The 19642-nt window shown below is 64.0% G+C and carries 21 protein-coding genes; 10 read left to right on the forward strand and 11 right to left on the reverse strand.

Annotation, left to right across the window (positions count from 1 at the left end; all coding sequences use genetic code 11):
- Positions 1–2 precede the first annotated feature (2 nt).
- The 5 genes from gyrB to dnaA all read right to left on the reverse strand — a co-directional run bounded on the left by gyrB (position 3) and on the right by dnaA (position 7240).
- Positions 3–2036 (reverse strand): DNA topoisomerase (ATP-hydrolyzing) subunit B, encoded by a 2034-nt coding sequence (gene gyrB, locus MSIMFI_RS06305; protein WP_191498055.1) that lies wholly within the window; start codon positions 2034–2036, stop codon positions 3–5.
- Between the two features lie 244 nt (positions 2037–2280).
- The gene (locus MSIMFI_RS06310) at positions 2281–2841 is read right to left on the reverse strand and encodes a DUF721 family protein (protein ID WP_191496559.1); all 561 of its coding nucleotides are present in this window, start codon (positions 2839–2841) and stop codon (positions 2281–2283) included.
- Positions 2838–3995 carry a DNA replication/repair protein RecF gene (gene recF, locus MSIMFI_RS06315; RefSeq protein WP_191496560.1) on the reverse strand — a complete coding sequence of 386 codons (1158 nt, stop codon included), beginning with the start codon at positions 3993–3995 and terminating at the stop codon, positions 2838–2840. Before recF ends, MSIMFI_RS06310 begins: the two co-directional genes overlap by 4 nt.
- Positions 3996–5192, reverse strand: a complete 1197-nt coding sequence (gene dnaN, locus MSIMFI_RS06320; protein ID WP_186245418.1) for a DNA polymerase III subunit beta — start codon at positions 5190–5192, stop codon at positions 3996–3998.
- 524 nt (positions 5193–5716) lie between these two features.
- Positions 5717–7240 (reverse strand): chromosomal replication initiator protein DnaA, encoded by a 1524-nt coding sequence (gene dnaA, locus MSIMFI_RS06325; RefSeq protein WP_191498056.1) that lies wholly within the window; start codon positions 7238–7240, stop codon positions 5717–5719.
- A gap of 517 nt (positions 7241–7757) precedes the next feature.
- Here dnaA and rpmH point away from each other — a divergent pair.
- The 9 genes from rpmH to MSIMFI_RS06370 all read left to right on the forward strand — a co-directional run bounded on the left by rpmH (position 7758) and on the right by MSIMFI_RS06370 (position 14461).
- Entirely contained in the window at positions 7758–7901 is a 144-nt protein-coding gene (gene rpmH / locus MSIMFI_RS06330; protein ID WP_079219747.1) for a 50S ribosomal protein L34, read from the forward strand.
- A gap of 24 nt (positions 7902–7925) precedes the next feature.
- Positions 7926–8288, forward strand: a complete 363-nt coding sequence (gene rnpA / locus MSIMFI_RS06335; RefSeq protein WP_191496561.1) for a ribonuclease P protein component — start codon at positions 7926–7928, stop codon at positions 8286–8288.
- Positions 8243–8674, forward strand: coding sequence for a membrane protein insertion efficiency factor YidD (yidD, locus tag MSIMFI_RS06340; protein ID WP_191496562.1), 432 nt, complete (start codon positions 8243–8245; stop codon positions 8672–8674). The genes rnpA and yidD overlap by 46 nt, the downstream gene beginning before the upstream one ends.
- Positions 8675–8717: 43 nt before the next feature.
- Positions 8718–9776 carry a membrane protein insertase YidC gene (yidC, locus tag MSIMFI_RS06345; RefSeq protein WP_396820152.1) on the forward strand — a complete coding sequence of 353 codons (1059 nt, stop codon included), beginning with the start codon at positions 8718–8720 and terminating at the stop codon, positions 9774–9776.
- Between the two features lie 150 nt (positions 9777–9926).
- A complete protein-coding gene (locus tag MSIMFI_RS06350; protein WP_191496564.1) occupies positions 9927–10502 on the forward strand; it encodes a Jag family protein in 576 nt (191 codons plus the stop codon).
- Positions 10503–10593: 91 nt separating this feature from the next.
- Positions 10594–11325, forward strand: a complete 732-nt coding sequence (rsmG, locus tag MSIMFI_RS06355) for a 16S rRNA (guanine(527)-N(7))-methyltransferase RsmG (RefSeq protein ID WP_191496565.1) — start codon at positions 10594–10596, stop codon at positions 11323–11325.
- Between the two features lie 56 nt (positions 11326–11381).
- On the forward strand, positions 11382–12362 hold the full coding sequence (locus MSIMFI_RS06360; protein WP_390633717.1) for a ParA family protein: 981 nt from the start codon (positions 11382–11384) through the stop codon (positions 12360–12362).
- A gap of 2 nt (positions 12363–12364) precedes the next feature.
- Positions 12365–13366, forward strand: coding sequence for a ParB/RepB/Spo0J family partition protein (locus MSIMFI_RS06365; protein ID WP_191496567.1), 1002 nt, complete (start codon positions 12365–12367; stop codon positions 13364–13366).
- 318 nt (positions 13367–13684) lie between these two features.
- Positions 13685–14461: an acetyltransferase gene (locus MSIMFI_RS06370; RefSeq protein WP_191496568.1), complete on the forward strand. Its 777-nt coding sequence runs from the start codon at positions 13685–13687 to the stop codon at positions 14459–14461.
- Here the strand turns inward: MSIMFI_RS06370 and MSIMFI_RS06375 are convergent.
- The 5 genes from MSIMFI_RS06375 to MSIMFI_RS27860 form a co-directional block, all read right to left on the reverse strand.
- On the reverse strand, positions 14458–15678 hold the full coding sequence (locus MSIMFI_RS06375; protein WP_191496569.1) for an N-acetylmuramoyl-L-alanine amidase: 1221 nt from the start codon (positions 15676–15678) through the stop codon (positions 14458–14460). The two genes, MSIMFI_RS06370 and MSIMFI_RS06375, sit on opposite strands and share 4 nt — an antisense overlap.
- Positions 15679–15787: 109 nt before the next feature.
- The gene (gene trxA / locus MSIMFI_RS06380) at positions 15788–16141 is read right to left on the reverse strand and encodes a thioredoxin (RefSeq protein WP_186245408.1); all 354 of its coding nucleotides are present in this window, start codon (positions 16139–16141) and stop codon (positions 15788–15790) included.
- Positions 16138–17133 (reverse strand): thioredoxin-disulfide reductase, encoded by a 996-nt coding sequence (gene trxB / locus MSIMFI_RS06385; RefSeq protein WP_191496570.1) that lies wholly within the window; start codon positions 17131–17133, stop codon positions 16138–16140. Before trxB ends, trxA begins: the two co-directional genes overlap by 4 nt.
- A 99-nt stretch (positions 17134–17232) precedes the next feature.
- Positions 17233–17976: an anti-sigma factor gene (locus MSIMFI_RS06390; RefSeq protein WP_191496571.1), complete on the reverse strand. Its 744-nt coding sequence runs from the start codon at positions 17974–17976 to the stop codon at positions 17233–17235.
- Between the two features lie 36 nt (positions 17977–18012).
- Positions 18013–18441 (reverse strand): hypothetical protein, encoded by a 429-nt coding sequence (locus MSIMFI_RS27860; protein ID WP_224770100.1) that lies wholly within the window; start codon positions 18439–18441, stop codon positions 18013–18015.
- 63 nt (positions 18442–18504) lie between these two features.
- Here MSIMFI_RS27860 and MSIMFI_RS27865 point away from each other — a divergent pair, with 63 nt between their 5' ends.
- Complete coding sequence (locus MSIMFI_RS27865; protein WP_224770101.1) at positions 18505–18660, forward strand: hypothetical protein; 156 nt, start codon at positions 18505–18507, stop codon at positions 18658–18660.
- Between the two features lie 397 nt (positions 18661–19057).
- Here MSIMFI_RS27865 and sigM read toward each other — a convergent pair whose 3' ends face one another.
- Positions 19058–19630 (reverse strand): RNA polymerase sigma factor SigM, encoded by a 573-nt coding sequence (sigM, locus tag MSIMFI_RS06400; protein ID WP_191496572.1) that lies wholly within the window; start codon positions 19628–19630, stop codon positions 19058–19060.
- Between the last annotated feature and the right edge of the window lie 12 nt (positions 19631–19642).

Consider the following 19642-nt stretch of genomic DNA (forward strand, 5'->3'; position numbering starts at 1 on the left):
CGTTAAACGTCTAGGAAGCGAACGTCTTTGGCATTACGGGTGATAAAGCTGCGACGAGCATCGACATCCTCGCCCATCAGGATCGAGAACAACTCGTCCGCGGACGCGGCGTCATCCAGAGTGACTTGCCGCAGCACCCGCACCGACGGGTCCATTGTGGTTTCCCACAACTCCTTTGCGTCCATTTCGCCCAGACCTTTGTAGCGCTGGATGCCGTCTTCCTTGTTGATCTTCTTGCCTGCCTTTAGCCCCGCCTCCAACAGGCCGTCGCGCTCGCGGTCGGAGTAGGCGAACTCGGGATCGCTGCGCTGCCATTTCAGCTTGTACAGCGGCGGCTGCGCCAGAAACACGTGTCCGTTTTCGATGAGCGGGCGCATGAACCGGAACAACAGCGTCAACAACAACGTGGAGATGTGCTGGCCATCGACGTCGGCGTCGGCCATCAGCACGATCTTGTGGTAGCGCAGCTTGGTGATATCGAACTCGTCGTGAATCCCGGTGCCCAGCGCCGTAATGATCGCCTGGACTTCGGTGTTCTTCAGCACCCGGTCGATGCGGGCCTTCTCGACGTTAATGATCTTGCCGCGCAACGGAAGAATCGCCTGGAACATCGAGTCGCGACCGCTCTTGGCCGAGCCGCCGGCCGAGTCGCCTTCCACGACATAGAGTTCCGATTTCCGTGGATCGGTGGAACGGCAGTCGGCGAGCTTGCCGGGGAGACCACCCAGATCGGTGGCGCTCTTGCGGCGCACCAACTCTCGCGCCTTGCGGGCCGCGATCCGCGCTTGCGCCGAGGACACCGCCTTGTTGACAACCGTTTTCGCTTCTGAGGGGTTGGCCTCGAACCAGTGGGTGAGCTGCTCGTTGCACACCTTCTGCACGAAGGACTTCACCTCGGTGTTGCCGAGTTTTGTCTTGGTCTGGCCCTCGAACTGCGGTTCGCTGACCTTCACCGAAATGACCGCGGCCAGGCCCTCCCGGATGTCGTCGCCGGTGAGGTTGGGATCCTTGTCCTTAAGCAGCTTCTTGTCTTTGGCGTACTTGTTCACCACCGATGTCAACGCACTGCGGAAGCCCTCTTCGTGGGTGCCCCCTTCGTGAGTGTTGATGGTGTTGGCAAAGGTGTGCACCGACTCCGAATAGCCGGCGTTCCATTGCATCGCGATTTCGACCTCGTGGCCGGCGCCCTTGCCGTCAAAGTCGATGATGCTCTGCTGGATCGGGCTCTTGGTCCGGTTGATGTGCTTGACGAAGTCGACCAGGCCGCCAGGGTAGCGGAAGGTACGGTGCTTAACCTTGTGGGGCGCAGACGATTCCGCTGCCTTCTCTTGAGCGGATTTCGGCGCCTCGGCGGTGTCGCTGACGACGTCGTCGACGATCTCCTCGTTGCTCACCCGCTCGTCGGTGAGGTTGATCGTTAAGCCCTTGTTCAGGAACGCCATTTCCTGCAGTCGGCGGGCCACCGTTTCGAAGTCGTATTCGGTGGTTTCGAAGATGTCGGGATCGGCCCAGAACCTGATGGTGGTTCCCGTCTTCTTGGTGGCCTCACCCTGTTTGAGGGTGCCCGGAACGGCGTGGTCGTAATACTGCGACCACTCGTGTCCGTCGCGCTTGATATCGACCTCAAGGCGGGTTGACAGCGCGTTTACCACCGACACGCCGACACCGTGCAAACCGCCACTGACGTTGTAGCCGCTGTTCTCGCCACCGAACTTGCCGCCGGCGTGCAGTTGCGTCATCACCACGTCTACCGTGGGGGCGCCAGTGGCATGCATGGCAACCGGAATACCGCGGCCATTGTCGGCGACCTCCACACTGCCGTCATCGAGCAATCGCACATCGACTTGGGTGGCGAAACCCGCCATCGCCTCGTCCACCGAGTTGTCGACCACCTCCCAAATGAGGTGGTGCAAACCACGCTCACCGGTGGACCCGATATACATGCCCGGGCGTTTGCGGACGGCCTCCAGCCCTTCGAGAACGGTGATCTGTTCCGCGCCGTATCCGGATTGGGGCTTCTTCTTTTGGGCAGCCACGTTCGGAATGCTCTCCTTGGGGTTGCATGCGAGCGGTCCAGTCACCGCAGCGGTCGCACCACACCACTGTACCGTGAGCCGCGGTCGGCACCGATTCTCTGGCCGCGTTTCTACCTATCTGATTGCGCCGTGCGCTCGATATCTTTATTCCAGGCGCGTCCCGACGTCGGAGATGCTGGTCCGTTTCGTCCTGGCGGCTCTGAGCCGCCGCGCCAACGTTGCCCGGTCGGGGCCGTTGGCTCTATTACCCGTAGGTGTCGCGCGGCCCCCTGCCCGCGATGTGTCGCGGACCTTTCCGCCACGACGGCGTCACCGGTCCGGTGATTTTCAGCGATGTCACCACACCGTTGCCGACCGCGGCGGCGATGCGGGCCAATAGCTGCGCTTGCATGATCCGCAACTGCGTGGCCCACGCGGTTGATTCGGCCGTGACGCTCAGCGTCCCGTCAGTAAGCGCGGTCGGGGTGGCATGGTCGGCAATCTGCTGGCCAACCACCGATGCCCACTGGCCGAGCACCATTCCCTCGGCGACATGGGTGGACCAGCCACGTTTCTTTGCCAACTCGCGTGTGAGCCTGCCCAACGGTTGCGGGTCGCGAACATCGGGCCCCGGTCCCGACCAGCTGCGTCGCTGTCCGGCCACGCGGCGGGGGAGCGGCGGCGCCGCGCGACCGCGACCGGCATCCAACCCCCGAGCGCGTGCGGCGGCCCGGGCTTCCTCCAGGGTTCGCCTGACCAAGTCAATCCCTCGAAGCTCGGTCGGCTCACCGCGATCCTGCCCGCTCCGGTCGTATTTGCCAGTCACCGCTGCACCTCCGAAACCCGCCCGGTGTCGTCGTCGCGCAGATCGATATACACCTGCCTAGCGTCCCAGCTCGCGGGGACATCCTCTAGCACCGCTGCGGTCACCAGCACCTGCTCTGCCGACTCGGCCACCGTGGCCAACGCGCGCCTACGCTTCGTATCCAGCTCAGCGAACACGTCGTCGAGCAACAACACCGGCTCGGTACCGTCGGCGCGCAATAACTCGTACGCCGCCAACCGTAGCGCCACCGCCAGCGACCACGACTCCCCATGGCTAGCAAAGCCTTTCGCAGGCTGATCACCGAGGCGCAACTCCAAATCGTCACGGTGCGGACCAACCAGACATACCCCGCGTTCCAGTTCGGCGTTGCGTCGCGCCGCCAACGCAGCCAACAGCCCGGTCTCCAATGCCTCACGATCCGCGCCACCAGATTCTCCGCGACCGACCCCGTCCATGCTGGCGCGGTATCCAATCGAGGCCGACCGTGATTCCGGAGCCAGAAGCTGATACGCCTTCTCCACTTCCGGAGCCAACTGACTCACCAAATCGATACGGGCGGCCATCAATTCAGCGCCATGCTCGGCCAAGCGATTGTCCCACACATCAAGCGTGTCCAACGCCGCCCGATCGCCGCGGTATCGCGTACCGGAGGCGGCTTTCAATAACGCTGTGCGCTGCCTCAGCACCTTGTCGTAATCGGCACGCACCGCCGCGATCGCCGGGCGGCGCACCGTCGCAAGCTCATCGAGGTAGCGTCGCCGATCGGCCGGATCGCCACGGACCAGGGCAAGGTCTTCTGGAGCAAACAACACCGCGCGCAGCACTCCCACCACCTCGCGGGTGCTGCGTACCGGTGACCTGTTCAGCCGGGCCTTGTTGGCCCTCCCCGCGGCAATCTCCAGGTCGACCGCACACTCTCTACCCTCATTGACGACGATGGTTGAGATCACCGCGCGATCCGCACCCGCCCGGATCAGCGGCATATCGGTTCCGACTCGATGTGAGCCCAATGTGCTTGAATACCACAGTGCCTCAACCAGATTCGTCTTTCCATAGCCATTAGGGCCGACGAACACCGTTCGCCCCGGCTGCAATTCGAGGTCGGCGTGGGCCCAGGACCGGAAGTCGCGCAGTCCTAAATGCCGGACATACACCTATCCGGGCAACCGAACCGGCATCAACAAGTACACGTAATCGGTCGGCACCGCGGGGAACGGGCCGTTGCCTGTCGGCACCGCATCCTCAGCCGACGCCGGCCGCAGCAACGCCGGCTTACCCGGGGTCGTGAAGCCAAACGACACCCGCTCGGAGTGCAACGACCCCAGGCCGTCCGTCAGATAAGTCGGGTTGAACGCGATGGTCAGCGGCTCACCCGCGTAGTCCACCGCAAGATCTTCTTCGGCTCGTCCCACATCGTCGGCGCCGGCCGAAAGCCGCAACATGCCGTCGGCGAATTCCATGCGCACCTGCGCGCCCCGGTCAGCCACCAATGCAACCAACTTGATTGCTTCGATCAACTCGGCCACATCGATAGTGGCCACTGCGGTGTGTTCGGCGGGCAACAACTGGCGAAACTTCGGAAACTCCGCGTCAAGAAGCCGCGTGGTGCTGCGCTTGCCGTTCCCGCTAATGCCGAGTAGCCCGTCCTTTCCGACCCCCGTTCCGGCGCCCAGTGACAGCCGCACATCAGAACCTTCGGGGCCGGCTTTGGCGGCCTCGGCCAGCGTCTTGGCCGGCACCAACACCGAGGCCTCGATGTCAGGCGACAACGCCGTCCAGGTCAGTTCCCGAACGGCCAGCCGGAATCTGTCGGTCGCGGCCAAAACCACCGTCTCACCGGAGATCTCGACCCGGATCCCGGTCAGCATGGGCAATGTGTCGTCACGGCCGGCCGCGATGGCAACTTGGCTGATCGCTTCGGCGAACAACTCGGCCGGTAACGTCCCGGTCTCTTCCGGCAACGCCGGCAGCGTCGGGTAATCCTCAACCGCCATTGTCGGGAGCGAAAACCGGGCGCTTCCGCAGGTCAGTGCGACGCGATTACCGTCGACGTAGAAATCAACGGGCTTGTTGGGCAGCGCCCTGGTGATGTCTGACAACAATCTGCCAGATACCAAAACACTTCCAGGAGAAGCTATTTCGGCGGCCACCTGTACTTCGGCGGAAACTTCGTAATCGAACCCGGAGATCGTCAGACCGTCGTCTGAGCCGGTCAGCAGCACTCCCGAGAGCACCGGGACCGCGGGCCTGGTGGGCAAATTCTTGGCCACCCACGACACCGCATCGGCGAAAGACTCTCGCACCAAACGAAACTTTAAGTCGGTGAGACCACGTGTCGTAGCCGCGTCCATTGCGTCCCTTCACCTACCAGTGAGATCAAATCCAGTGGCTAGCCCCCGCTAGCGTGGGGACTCCCAGTGACGAACGCCGGTGACGTCTAGTCCGCCACGACGACCGTAACGGTAGTCGAACAACAACCGTAGAGCTTCTGGGGCCAACTTGAAAGCTAATCCTTCGCGCTGACAACCACCGCTTGAGGGGCCATCTTGCGCCGCTGTGCAACGCGTGTCCCCAACGCTGTATTTCAACGAACAAACAACGAAGAGATCTCAATAACAGTAATAAGGGGTGTGGATCTTGGGGACAGCCAGACCTCCGTGCTGCTAGGCGGCGCGCCGGGTTGTGGATGACTGGCTTGACAACTGTGTGGTCGGTGTTGGGCCGTTGGGGATGAATCACGGTGTGCACCGCAGACGCGGGAGTCCACGGCAGTTTGGGTGGTTTGTACACAGAACCACCAACAACGCTTGGCTGTGACTGGTGTGACTCGAGGTAGAGAAGTTTTTTGCAAAAAGGTGCAGGAAATGGGCTCGGGTCAGCGCTTGGAGCGCTGGCGGATGCGAGTGGTGAGCTCTTTGACGTGATCGAAGACCTCACGACGCTCGGCCATCTCGGACAAGATTTTGCGCTGGGCGTACATGACGGTGGTGTGATCTCGACCGAACGCCTGGCCGATCTTGGGCAGCGAGAGATCGGTGAGCTCGCGGCACAGGTACATCGCGATCTGCCGCGACTGAGCCAGTGCTCGGGTTTTGCCGGGGCCGCGCAACTCTTCGACCGTGGTGTCGAAGTATTCGGCGGTGGCCGCCATGATCGTTGCCGAGCTGATCTGCATCGTGCTGGCATCGGCGATCAAATCGCGCAGCACGATCTCGGCCAGCGCCTTGTCGATCGGCGTCTTGTTCAGTGAAGCGAAGGCGGTGACCCGAATGAGGGCACCCTCAAGTTCGCGGATATTACGTTCGATGCTGCTGGCGATCAGTTCGAGGACATCGTCGGGCACGGCGAGACGTTCCATCTGTGCTTTCTTGCGCAGGATGGCGATCCGGGTCTCTAGCTCTGGGGGCTGGACGTCGGTAATCAGCCCCCACTCGAACCGCGTTCTGAGCCGGTCTTCGAGGGTGGCGAGCTGTTTAGGTGGTCGGTCGGAGGAGATGACGATCTGTTTGTTGGCGTTATGCAACGTGTTGAAGGTGTGGAAGAACTCTTCCTGGATACCTTCCTTGCCCTCGATGAACTGGATGTCGTCGACGAGCAGCACGTCGACGTCGCGGTAGCTGCGTTTGAAGGCGACCTTGCGGTCGTCGCGCAGCGAGTTGATGAAGTCGTTGGTGAACTCTTCGGTGGAGACGTACTTGACCCGCATCCCTGGGAACAACCGCTGGGCGTAATTACCGGCCGCATGGAGCAGATGGGTCTTACCGAGGCCGGACTCGCCCCAGATGAACAGCGGGTTGTATGCGCGGGCCGGTGCTTCGGCGATGGCCAGGGTGGCCGCGTGGGCGAACCGATTGGATGCACCGATGACGAACGTGTCAAAGGTGTAGCGGCGGTTGAGGCTGGTTCCGCCGGCGGCTGCGGTATCGGTGCTCTGCGGTCGTTCGGTGAAGTAGGTCGGCCAATTTTGGTGAGCACCGCCGAAGGTTTCGCCACTGTCGTCAAACTCGTCGGCGTCTGTGGACAGATCGAAGCCGACGTCTTCGGTAGCGGTGAATGTGTCGGTTTGCGACAAAGAGCTGTCTTGGGAGAGCGCGCCGTCATCGGTTGAGGGGGGAGCGATGCGGACCCCAAGTTGTATTTGGTGACCGAGTCGTCGGCTCAGCGCGTCGGTGATCGGGGTGCGCAGATGACGTTCGATCTCGTTTTGAACAAAGCTGCTCGGCACCGACAGCAAAGCAAATCCCTCGACGATCGTGAGCGGTTGCACAAGATTCAACCAAGCTCTTTGCTGCGGGGTCAGGGGAGTGGTGAGGGTGATGCCGGTGCTGGGCTCCCCGTTGAGTTCGGAGACAACCGCGCTCCACACTGTGGCAAAGGCGGAACCGGGGTCATCGGTCAACGCCGCATCTCCCTGGTTCTCGCTCATTCCGGGTCGAGGTACAACCGTTGGTGACGACAACGCAACTGTCCACATGGTTATCCACAGATGTGGAAAGGACGGTCGAAAACGTGCCGCAGCCTACCGGCAACGGCTCGCGATCTCCGGGCTGAAGACAACCAGGGGGCTGTCAGGGCAGCTAGTTGATCCGCCATCCTCGCTTCGTTGTCGACAAGCTGTTCCAAACTTGAAACGGCTTGAAAACTACACCGCCCGAAGCTAACAGTTTTCCGTGCGGCTGCCAACCGTTGTTTTGTATTCCGCTGGGGTTCTTTGTGTTGCAATCGTTGTCGGCCAGGTTTGACCAGGCGAAGCCTCGTCAGTACCCTCAAACAGTCGCCCGAAAGTCGGCGATACGGCAGCGACCCAATATTTGTGCCTGGGGACCGCGCCGGCCAGTCGCGAGACCACCTCCGACCGACGAGTTGCCAAGCGTAGGCGGCCGGATGGTTATGCCAGACACAGCGAGGAGAACGCCGTGGCCAAGGGCAAGCGGACCTTCCAGCCGAACAACCGGCGCCGAGCCCGCGTTCACGGTTTTAGGCTTCGGATGCGCACCCGTGCGGGGCGGGCCATCGTGTCGAGCCGGCGCCGTAAGGGCCGCCGCGCTTTAACTGCCTGATCGCTTCCAACGGGTTTCCTAGCGGTGCTTTCCGCACGCAACCGCATGAGGCGGTCAACCGAGTTCGACGCGACGGTGAAGTACGGGATCCGTACGGTGCAGCCAGATGTCATCGTCCACGTCCGGCGGGGATGTGACCGCCAACAGTGCCAAGGTCCCCGGGTCGGCCTGATTGTCGTCAAGCGCGTGGGTTCGGCGGTGGAACGACATCGTGTGGCGCGCAGGTTGCGGCACATTGCCAGGCCAATGTTGAGCGACCTTCATCCTTGCGATCAAGTGGTGATTCGCGCGTTGCCGAGTAGCCGGAAGGTGTCGTCGGCATGGTTGGAGCAGCAGCTGCGATGCGGGTTGCGACGTGCTTTCGAGCTTGCGGGTACCGACCGGTGACCGCGTTGGTGGGCAGGTCGAGCCGAACAGGTGCGAGTGCGGACCGACCCGTCGGCAGGGCCATCGCGCGGAGGTTGGCGCGGGGGTTGATTTTTCTGATCCAGCTTTATCGGCACATGATCTCGCCGCTTCGACCGGCGTCCTGCCGCTTCATCCCTACCTGTAGTCAGTATGCCGTGGATGCCCTAACCGAGTTTGGGGTGCTACGGGGGTGTTGGCTGGCGGCGGCCAGACTCGCCAAGTGCGGACCATGGCATCCGGGAGGATGGGACCCAATACCGGAGCGGCACGAGTGTCGCGCCGATTGCCAGGCTGACGTCGACGACGCCGGCTGGGCCAGCTGGGATAGCCCAGCGATGCGAGGGGAGAGCAAGTCTTTTGTTTGATTTTTTCAGTCTCGACTTCATCTACTACCCGGTGTCGTGGATCATGTGGCTCTGGTACAAGCTGTTCGCTTTCGTGCTGGGGCCGTCCAACTTCTTCGCCTGGGCGCTGTCGGTGATGTTCTTGGTGTTCACGTTGCGGGCGCTGTTGTACAAGCCCTTTGTGCGCCAGATTCGCACCACCCGGCAGATGCAGGAACTGCAACCGCAAATCAAGGCGCTACAGAAGAAGTACGGCAAGGACCGTCAGCGGATGGCGCTGGAAATGCAGAAGCTGCAACGCGAGCACGGCTTCAATCCAATCCTGGGTTGTTTGCCGATGCTGGCGCAGATCCCGGTGTTCCTTGGGCTGTATCACGTGTTGCGATCGTTTAATCGCACCGTGGGTGGCTTCGGCCAGCAGCAGATGTCGGTCGTTGAGAACCGCCTCACGGGCAACTACGTATTCACCCCCGCCGACGTCGGCCACTTCCTGGACGCCAATCTGTTGGGCGCACCGATCGGTGCGTCCATGACACAGCGCGGCGGGTTGGACGCGTTCATCGACTTCAGCCGGCCCGCGGTGATCGCAGTCGGTGTGCCGGTGATGATCTTGGCGGGCGTAGCGACCTACTTCAACAGCCGCGCGTCGATTGCCCGGCAGAGTGTGGAGGCCGCGGCCAATCCGCAGACCGCGATGATGAACAAGCTGGCCCTGTATGTGTTCCCACTCGGAGTGGTGGTTGGTGGCCCGTTCCTTCCGTTGGCGATCATCCTTTATTGGTTTTCCAACAACATCTGGACCTTCGGCCAGCAGCACTACGTGTTCGGGATGATCGAAAAAGAGGACGAAGCCAAAAAGCAGGAAGCGCTGCAGCGCCGAGCTGCCAACGCGCCGGCGCCGGGGGCTAAGCCCAAGCGCCAAACGAAGCCCTCAACGAAGCCCATGCCGGCGAGCGGTAATGGGTCCTCGACCGAGACATCAGATACCTCGGCTACCGACGGCACGTCTGAGACGAAGGCATCCAAGCCGGAAGCCGAGAAGCAGAGTCCGGCGGGCCGCAACAGCAGCCCGCCTAGCCGCACACCCCGCCCGGGTGCGCGACCGAAGAAACGCAAGCGTTGACGAGCAGGCCCGGGGATACCGGAGCTAGCCGGAAAGATGCGGCCCCTGGAGGAAGACCGCGACGACCGCGAAGACCGCGAAGACCGCTCGAGACACTGCAGACCCGCGAATAGCGCGAATACCGACCCGTGGATGAGGGGAGAGAAAGCCATGACTGACGCCGACACCACCGAGCTCGACAGCGACCTCGAGGACGGGGCTCAGACAACGCCCGACGAGGCCGCGGCTGCGGCGGATAGCGGTGCCGAGGAGCCGGACGATTTGGAGGAGAGGTTGGTCGCCGAGGGCGAGATCGCCGGCGACTATTTGGAGGAGCTGTTGGATCTGCTGGACTTCGACGGCGACATCGACTTGGACGTCGAGGGCAACCGTGCGGTGGTGAGCATCGACGGCAGCGACGACCTGAACAAGTTGGTGGGCCGCGGGGGCGAGGTGCTCGACGCTTTGCAGGAACTGACCCGGCTGGCGGTGCATCAGAAGACCGGTGTGCGCAGCCGGCTGATGCTCGACATCGCGAGTTGGCGTCGGCGTCGCCGCGAAGAATTGGCTGCGCTGGGCGACAAGGTCGCACGGCGGGTGGCCGAGACGGGTGAACGCGAAGAGCTGGCCCCGATGACGCCGTTCGAGCGCAAGATCGTCCACGATGCGGTCGCCGCGGTTCCCGGTGTGCACAGCGAAAGCGAGGGCGCGGAGCCGGCGCGGCGCGTTGTTGTACTGCGCGACTAAAGCGCGATGCACCCGTGACCAATCCCTAACCAGAGAAGGCGGAGTTACAGCGGTGTAGTTCCGGCGGGGCGGCAGGCAGGACGAGCGGAGGATGTTTCACGTGAAACATGTCGGGCCTCGGGAGGGGGCGGAGCCGAGCGGCAGCCCTGTGCCCGACTCCGCATCCGCAGTCTTCGGGCCACGACTCGAACTTGCGCACCGGTACGCTGCGCTGCTGGCGGACGCCGGCGTGGAGCGCGGACTCCTTGGACCCCGCGAGGTGGACCGGTTGTGGGACCGGCATCTACTCAACTGCGCCGCGATCGGGGAACTGCTCGATCCCGGCGATCGGGTGGTGGACATCGGCAGCGGCGCCGGATTGCCAGGGCTGCCGCTGGCGATCGCGCGGCCCGACCTACGCGTGGTCCTTGTGGAGCCGCTATTGCGCCGGACCGACTTTCTTCGTGAGGCGGTGGCCAACCTCGGGTTGGCGGTTGAGGTGGTTCGCGGACGTGCCGAGGACTCATCGGTACGCGACCGGTTGGGCGAGAGCGATGCCGTGGTCTCCCGCGCGGTGGCCGCGTTGGACAAGCTGACGAAATGGAGCATGCCGTTGCTACGGCAGGACGGGCGGATGCTTGCGATCAAGGGAGAGCGCGCCCCCGACGAAGTCCGAGAGCACCGGCGTGTGATGGCCGCGTTGGGGGCCGTCGATGTCAGGGTAGTGACATGTGGCGCGAACTACTTGCATCCGCCCGCAACCGTCGTGTCCGCACGACATGGGGGGACCCGAAGGCAGACGCGACACAAGTCGGCACCGACGGCGGACAGGGGAACGGCATGACGTATATACAGGGTCCGACCTCGGCCATGCCCGCCGCACCGTCGTCGCCGAGTGCCATGGCGCAGGCGGTGGCGAGCACCGGGCCGGCGCGGGGCGGAGTGGCGCCGGCGCCCGGAACGGCGCACAATCCCACGGTGAATGTTTCACGTGAAACATCGGTCGAATTGGACACCCCGATAGGCGCTGCCGCTGAGCGAGCCATGCGCGTCCTGCACACCACCCATGAGACACTGCAGCGACCGCGCCAGCGGCGGGTCTTGACCGTCGCTAACCAGAAGGGCGGCGTAGGCAAGACCACCACGGCCGTCAACCTGGCCGCCGCGCTTGCCGTGCAAGGACTTAAGACGCTCGTCATCGATCTCGATCCGCAGGGCAACGCGAGCACGGCACTTGGCATCACCGACCGGCAGTCCGGCACACCGTCGTCGTACGAGGTGCTCATCGGCGAGGTCTCGTTGCGGTCGGCGCTGCGCCGCAGCCCGCACAGCGAGCGCCTGTTCTGCGTGCCGGCCACGATCGATCTGGCGGGTGCCGAGATCGAGCTGGTGAGCATGGTGGCGCGCGAGAATCGGCTGCGCACCGCATTGGCCGAGCTCGACAACTTCGATTTCGATTACGTCTTCGTCGACTGCCCACCTTCGCTGGGACTGCTGACCATCAATGCGCTCGTCGCTGCGCCCGAGGTGATGATTCCGATCCAGTGCGAGTACTACGCACTCGAGGGCGTGTCACAGCTGATGCGCAACATCGAGATGGTGAAGGCCCACCTCAACCCGCAGCTCGAGGTGACGACGGTCATCCTCACCATGTACGACGGCCGCACCAAGCTCGCCGATCAGGTTGCCGAGGAGGTGCGCCGGTACTTCGGCAGCAAGGTGCTGCGCACGGTGATTCCGCGCAGCGTCAAGGTTTCCGAGGCGCCCGGCTACAGCATGACGATCATCGACTACGATCCCGGTTCGCGCGGGGCGATGAGCTACCTCGACGCTAGCCGTGAACTCGCCGAGCGCGATCGACCACCAGCCGGGAAGGGATGACCATGACGCAAGCGTCACGCAGAAAGGGCGGCCTCGGCCGCGGCCTGGCTTCGCTGATCCCCACGGGTCCCGCGGAAGGTGAATCCGGGCCGTCGAGCTTCGGGCCGCGGATGGGCGCCGCCGCTGCGGATGTGGTGATCGGTGGGCCGGCACCGGACGCCGCCGCGATGGGCGCGGTGTATCGAGAGATCGCACCGGCCGATATCGAGACCAACCCCCGTCAGCCGCGGCAGGTGTTCGACGAGGAGGCGCTGTCGGAGCTGGTGCATTCCATCCGCGAGTTCGGGCTGTTGCAGCCGATCGTGGTGCGGGCGGTGCAGGGTTCACAGAGCGGCGCGCATTACCAGATTGTGATGGGGGAGCGGCGCTGGCGGGCTGCCCAGGAGGCCGGCCTGGCCACCATCCCAGCCATCGTGCGCGAGACGGGCGACGACAATCTGTTACGCGACGCTCTGCTGGAGAACATCCATCGGGTACAGCTGAACCCCTTGGAAGAAGCGGCGGCATACCAGCAACTGTTGGATGAGTTCGGAGTCACCCACGATGAACTCGCGGCGCGCATCGGTCGGTCTCGGCCCCTGATCACCAACATGATCAGGTTGCTGAAGCTGCCGATCCCCGTCCAGCGACGGGTCGCCGCGGGTGTGCTGTCTGCCGGCCATGCCCGCGCGCTGCTGTCACTGGAGGCCGGACCCGAGGCACAGGAGGAACTGGCGAGCCGGATTGTCGCCGAAGGCCTCTCGGTGAGAGCCACCGAGGAGGCAGTCACGGTTGCCAATCACGAGGCCAAGAACCTGGCCGGTCGGGGAGGGCCGACGCCGACGCCACGACGTAAGCCGATCCAGATGCCCGGTCTTCAAGACGTTGCTGAACGACTCTCGGATACCTTCGACACCCGAGTGACAGTCAGCCTCGGCAAACGCAAAGGCAAGATCGTGGTGGAGTTCGGCTCGGTCGACGATCTCCAGCGCATCGTCGGGCTGATGGCCCCGGGAAAACCCTGATCAGGCCCGAACCGGGATACGCTGTAATTACGTCACTGTGACACTGCGGCGGTTCCCGGGGTGGGGGAGGGCGGTCACACGTACCGCGTTTCGACGGAGATCTAGTGTGCGTCAAGCGATTTCAAGCTTCGACCGGCTTATGAGGCGGGGCGAAGATGGTGGTGCCGGCGGGGCCGGCCGGGCGGCGCGGGTGATCCGCGTGTGGTCCGGCCAACACTGGCCCGATCGAGACCAACTCTCCTATCCTAGAGGGGCTGCTGGTGCACATCAGCCTGAGGATAAGCCGGGCTCCAGTACCGCACGGAGGCCAGGAAACTAGTGTCAGCTCGTATCACAGCGCTGCGGCTCGAAGCCTTCGAGCAGCTTCCGAAGCACGCACGCCGCTGCGTCTTCTGGGAAGTCGATCCCGCGACCCTCGGAAACGATGACCATCTCGCTGACCCCGAATTCGAAAAAGAAGCCTGGTTGTCGATGGTGATGCTGGAATGGGGCTCGTGCGGTCAAGTTGCTTGGGCTACTTCGAAGGCGGTGCCGGATGACCGCGGCCAGACCGATCCACCATGTTTGGGATACGTGCTCTACGCTCCGCCGCGGGCGGTGCCCAGGGCCCATCGCTTTCCGACCGCGCCGGTGTCTGCGGATGCGGTGCTGCTGACCTCGATGGGTATCGAGCGGGGGCAAGCCGCCGACGATCTGCCGCACAGCCTGCTCGCCCGGGTGATCGATGAGTTGGTCCGTCGCGGCGTTCGGGCACTGGAGGCATTCGGCCGCACGCCGGCGGCCACGGACTTGCAAGATCCAGCGGCGGTGGACGCCGACGTTCGGCCAGTGCTGGAGGCGCTCGGTGATTGTTCGGTCGAGCACTGCATCATCGACGCGGACTTCTTGATGGACGTGGGTTTCGTCGTGGTGGCACCACATCCGTACTTTCCGCGGCTGCGGCTTGAACTGGACAAGGGACTCGGGTGGAAAGCCGAAGTGGAAGCCGCCCTGGAACGCCTGCTGGAGAACGCTCAGCTGCAACAGCCGGTGGGAGCGGCCTCAACCGCCGGAAATAGCTTGCAAACCACCGAATTTGGCGCCTCGTACGGCTAGGGACCGCTCATTCTGCTGGCCCGCTCGACCGATAGTTCGTGGGCAAGCAATTCGGCGAAAGTAAACGTGCCAGTGGGCCGGTCATTCTTGCCCAACAGATATAGCCGCTTGACCGCGGCGAGAATGCCTTCGGCGATGGCATCACGGGTCTGTGTTGAAACCAGCATCGCGCGATCGCGCGGATTGGTGATGTAACCGACATCGACCTGAACGGTCGGCATCCGGGTTAGTCTCAGCAGATCCCAGGTGCGGCCATGCACGCGGCAGTCCCGTAAGCCGGTGCGCGCCACCACTTCTCGTTGAATGAAATCGGCCAAATTGCGGCCGATGGTGGAGACCGAACCGTGTGAGTTGCCGAAGTGGAAAGACGCAACGCCGTTCGCCGAAGGGCTGGACTGAGTTTCGCAGCGCAGGCTGATCATCAGGTCTGCGCCAACGGCATTGGCGGTCGCGGCGCGCTCGGCATCCGATGGGCTGCGGTTGGTCGGCCGAGACAGGAACGTCTCCATGCCGATGGCGGTCATCCGGCCTTCGAGCCGACTTGCCAAGTCCCACAATATGTCTGCCTCGCTGACCGGTCCGGCTGGCCCCTGCGTGATCAGTCCGTGGTCGGCACCGCCGCGGCCAGGGTCAACGATGATCCGCTTGCCCGACAATTTCGGACCGGACCGACGGACCAGCTCTTCTTCGCGAATCGCATGCGGAGAGCCGCCGCTGACCCGTGAACTCAGAAAATACAAGGAGCGCAACGTTTCTGGGCCGCAAATGCCGTCGGCCGCAAGCCCATACTCGCGTTGATACGACATCAATGCGTTGTGGGTTTGCAACCCGAAATGTCCGTCGACCAGGCCGGTATAGAAACCCAGATCCTGCAGGCGGGCCTGGAGTGTGGCGACGTCGTCGCCGTACAGCGGCGCGCCGAACTGGTGATACAGCGTGCGGGCGCCGAGCCGATAGGAGGCTTCCTTCAATGCGCGGTAAGTGGCTTCTCCGACAAGGCCATCCACAAGCAATCCGCGATGCTGTTGAAAGGCGCGCACCGCCTGGTCGAGCTCCTCGTCGAACAGCTCGAGTGCGACGTGCCGTCCCGTGGTCAGGTCTTCGTCGGGATTGTCCAGCATCCCCAGCGCGGACAGCGCGGCCCGGATCTCGGTGACAGCGGCGCTGCGGTCGCCACAGCGCAGTGCGTCGCCTTCTTCGCGGCGCGGACTTGGCATACCAAGGGCCCTCCGGGACTCACTGACTTCGCCGATAAATACACGGCAGCTAACCGGTATTGTCGCAGATCCTTGGCGATATCGGGAAAACGCCAGGCTGGCCGCGAGCCTAGGTGAGGTTGGGAACCACGTCGGCGAGCTCGCGCAACAACGCCGCCTTACCCTTGGCGCCGACGATGCGCTTGACCGGCTGGCCATCCTTGAACAGGATCAGCGTGGGGATCGAGACGACCTGGAAGTCGCGCGCGGTCTCAGGGTTGGCGTCCACGTCCAGCTTTGCGACGGTGAGGTTGTCGCCCCGTTCGGCAGCGATCTCTTCGAGCACTGGCGCAACCATCTTGCAGGGTCCACACCACGTTGCCCAAAAGTCAACCAGCACAGGCTTATTGCTGGATAGCACGTCAGTCGCGAAGGAGGCGTCGGAAACTTCGACTGTGGCGCCGGACTTCTCGGAATCGGTCATCGCTGTGCTCCAATCAAATCGGTACTGTCAGCGTCTCCAGCTGCTTCGTGCTCGGCGAGCCAGCGCTCGGCATCGATGGCCGCCGCACAGCCACTGCCCGCCGCGGTGACCGCCTGTCGGTAGGTGCGATCGACGAGGTCGCCGGCAGCGAACACGCCTGCAAGCGATGTGCTCGTGGTACGTCCCTGCACCAGCACGTAACCGGCGGCGTCGACATCGACGGCATCGCGCACCAATTCAGAACGAGGCTCGTGCCCGATAGCGACGAAAACTCCGGTGACCGGCAAGGTGGTTTCGGCGCCGGTGATGGTGTCGCGCAACCGCAATCCGGTCACCGTCGTGTCGCCCTCCACCGCTTCGACGGTGTGGTTGGTGATGAACCGAATCTTGTCGTTGTTGCGGGCGCGATCGAGCATGATTTTTGAGGCGCGGAATTCGTCGCGGCGATGCACGAGTGTCACGCTGCGGGCGAACCGGGTCAGGAACGTGGCCTCCTCCATCGCCGAGTCACCGCCACCGATGACTGCGATGTCCTGATCGCGGAAGAAGAACCCGTCGCAGGTGGCGCACGAACTCACCCCGCGGCCCAGCAACTCCTGCTCCCCGGGCACCTGTAGGTAACGGGCCGCCGCGCCCATCGCCAGGATGATCGCCCGGGCGCGGTAGGTTTCGCCTTCGGCGGTGACCACCGATTTGATCGGCCCGTCCAGCGACACCGACTCCACGTCTTCCATCCGCAGGTCCGCACCGAACCGTAGCGCCTGCTCACGCATCTGGTCCATCAACTCCGGGCCGGTGATGCCGTCGCGAAAGCCCGGGTAGTTCTCCACGTCCGTGGTGGTCATCAGCGCGCCGCCGAACGCGGTGCCCTCGAACACCAGGGGTGCCAGCTGGGCGCGGGCGGTGTAGAGCGCAGCGGTGTACCCGGCAGGGCCGGATCCGATAACGATTACCTCGTGGATGGTGTCTTGCGCGGCGGAGTCGGCGGTCATGCGGGCCTTTCAGGTGCGAAAGCTGGGCTCAAACTGCTGCGAACGCTTCTACGAACACCAGCGTAGGTGTGGGTGTTCCCGGGGGTGTCCTGCACCACATTACGAGCGAGGGACCGTCGTGCTGGCCAACAACCCGGTATCGGCCGCGCTGCAGTTCAGCGCCACCGCATAGACGGCCAGGTCGTCGGGTGTGTCACCGGGCACCACCAACAACACTCCCGGACGGGCGTTGATATCGATCGGCCGCGCGGCCAGCAGCTGGGTGGACGCCGGATAGCCGAGGCCGCTCAAGCAGGAGGCGCGCCGCAGCGGGTCGTCGAGCGGGCCGAACTCGGGTGTACGGCCGAGCAGGTCGAGAATCTCGGCCCGCGACAGCGGGATCGCCGGCGGCGGCGTGGACACGGTGATGTGCTGTGCGGTGGTCGGTGCGCTGGGCGCCGGCGGCGGTGTATTGAGCAGTGCCCTGGTACCGAGACCGATCGCGGCGATCACCGCGCACAACCCGGCGACGCCGGCGATCACTCGGGTGGGGCGGATGGACGGCCGGGCCGCGTGCGTCGCACCGGAAGGCTTCAGCCCAACCAATACCCGCTCGACCACATCCGGGGGAGCGCCCGGCGCTGAATCCGGGTCCGCCGCCACCGCGGCGACGTCGCGGCGCACCTTGTGCAACGCTCGCAGGGCAGCGGCTGCCTCAGGGTCGGCACGGACCTGTCTGCGGACCCGAGCGGCGGTGTCGTCGTCCAGCAGACCCGCCTGCAGGTCGGCGAGGAGCTCGACGGTCAGTGGCGGGTCTGCGCCGGCGGCAGCCTGTTCCGCAGGATCCTTTTCGGCTGCAGTCATCCCGCCCATTGTCCCAGCACGAGCGTCGCGCGACGCTCATCGGCCCAGGCGCAGGCGCACCTGGCGGTACAAGCCGCCGGCAATGGTTGCCGCATTGAGCGGTACCCAGAAGAGCAACGCCTCTCCCTCGGTGAAGCGCGGGTTGAGCTGGAGGAAGAACCGGACGTCGGGGTCGTCGTCCAATAGGCGCATGCGCGACCCGTCCCGCGGAATGGCGACCGACGTTACGACCCACGGGGACTCACCAACCGGGGTGTAGTGGCGCCCCGCGCTGATCGCGCGGACCAACGCCTCGACGTCAGGCGGCGTGCGGCACATGCGATTCGGGTACACCCGCGGCATCGTTCTGGCGAATAGGCGATAGACCACGGGCGACGATGTGCGGACCAGGCAGCCCAGCGGCATGTGAGGCTGACGAAGTTTGAACCGCAACGCCTCGCGCAACCCGAAAAGTATGCCTGACACGCCGGCGTGATACCCGCGCCGTAGGAACCCGCCCGGCGAGAACGTCGCGACAGTTTTGCCCTCATGTTCGACGCACTGGATGCCGATGGAGGTGAACCCGGCGAATTCGCCGTACGCGCCGTAGTAGAGCGTAAGACGAAGGTCGTCAGCGCTGAAGAGAACATTTTCAAGTTGGTCGCGCGTGAGGCCAAGCGTGGTTTCGCTGTAGACAGCGTGTAGCCGATCGAATAGCGCGGAACGCTGCTCGGGCGCCAGCGATGCGGGCCGCAGAGTTTCGCTCCTGACGATGCGTCGGAGCTGAAGGGGCGGCCAATCCTGCTTCGGGGGAGTTGCGACGCCGGTGGCGGGGACAGAACACTCGCTTGAAACGATTGCCGGGTCCCTTTGGAACACATGGACCTTCCGGTGATAATGACGGCTGCTGGCCGCAAATGTTGTTGTCATCGCTACCGGACCTCTCTGAACATCCGTTGGAAATAGCGTGCCGTGGCAAAGAGCCGGCGTCTGTCGGCCGAGCGGCCACACCGGGGATGAACGCCGTGTCCCCCGATCGCAGCTTTTCTTGTCCCCTGGCTACATTGGATGTGCGGACTGGGACCCCGCCTCTTCGCCCTCGCTAGGTCACTTCGAATGCCGTCGCACTCGCGTCGAGGTAATCCAAAAGCTGCGCCAGCCGGGCCCGCGCGCGGGCGCATCGGCTCTTGACCGTCCCCTCGGCCACACCCAGCATCAAGGCGGTGTCGGCGATCGAGTAGCCCTGCATGTCGACGGCGACCACGGTGGCCCGTTGCTCGACGGGCAGTCGCATCAGCGCCCGCTGCACCAGGATCGCCGTCTCGACCTGAGACGTGCGGTCCGCCACCGGAAACCTGTCGTCCAGCGGAATGGTCGTGGGTTGGGCCTTGGTGCGACGCAGCCGGTCTAGGCAGGCATTGACCACGATGCGGTGCAGCCAACTGCTGACCGCTGCGTCATACCTGAAGGTGCTGGCGCGGCGGTGCGCCGACAGCATGGCCTCCTGCAACGCGTCGTCGGCGTCTTCGGGGGTCTGGCTGGTGAGCCGGGCCAGGCGATGTAGCTGCCGGTGATGCCGCAAAAACAGCTGAGCGAAGGCGTCGCGGTCGCCGGCGACGTGGGCCGCCAGCAGCTCCCTATCGCTGCTTTCCTGTCCAACCCGCCCGAAACCCACGGCGGGACAGTA

Source organism: Mycobacterium simulans, assembly GCF_900232995.1.
GTDB classification, from domain to species: domain Bacteria; phylum Actinomycetota; class Actinomycetes; order Mycobacteriales; family Mycobacteriaceae; genus Mycobacterium; species Mycobacterium simulans.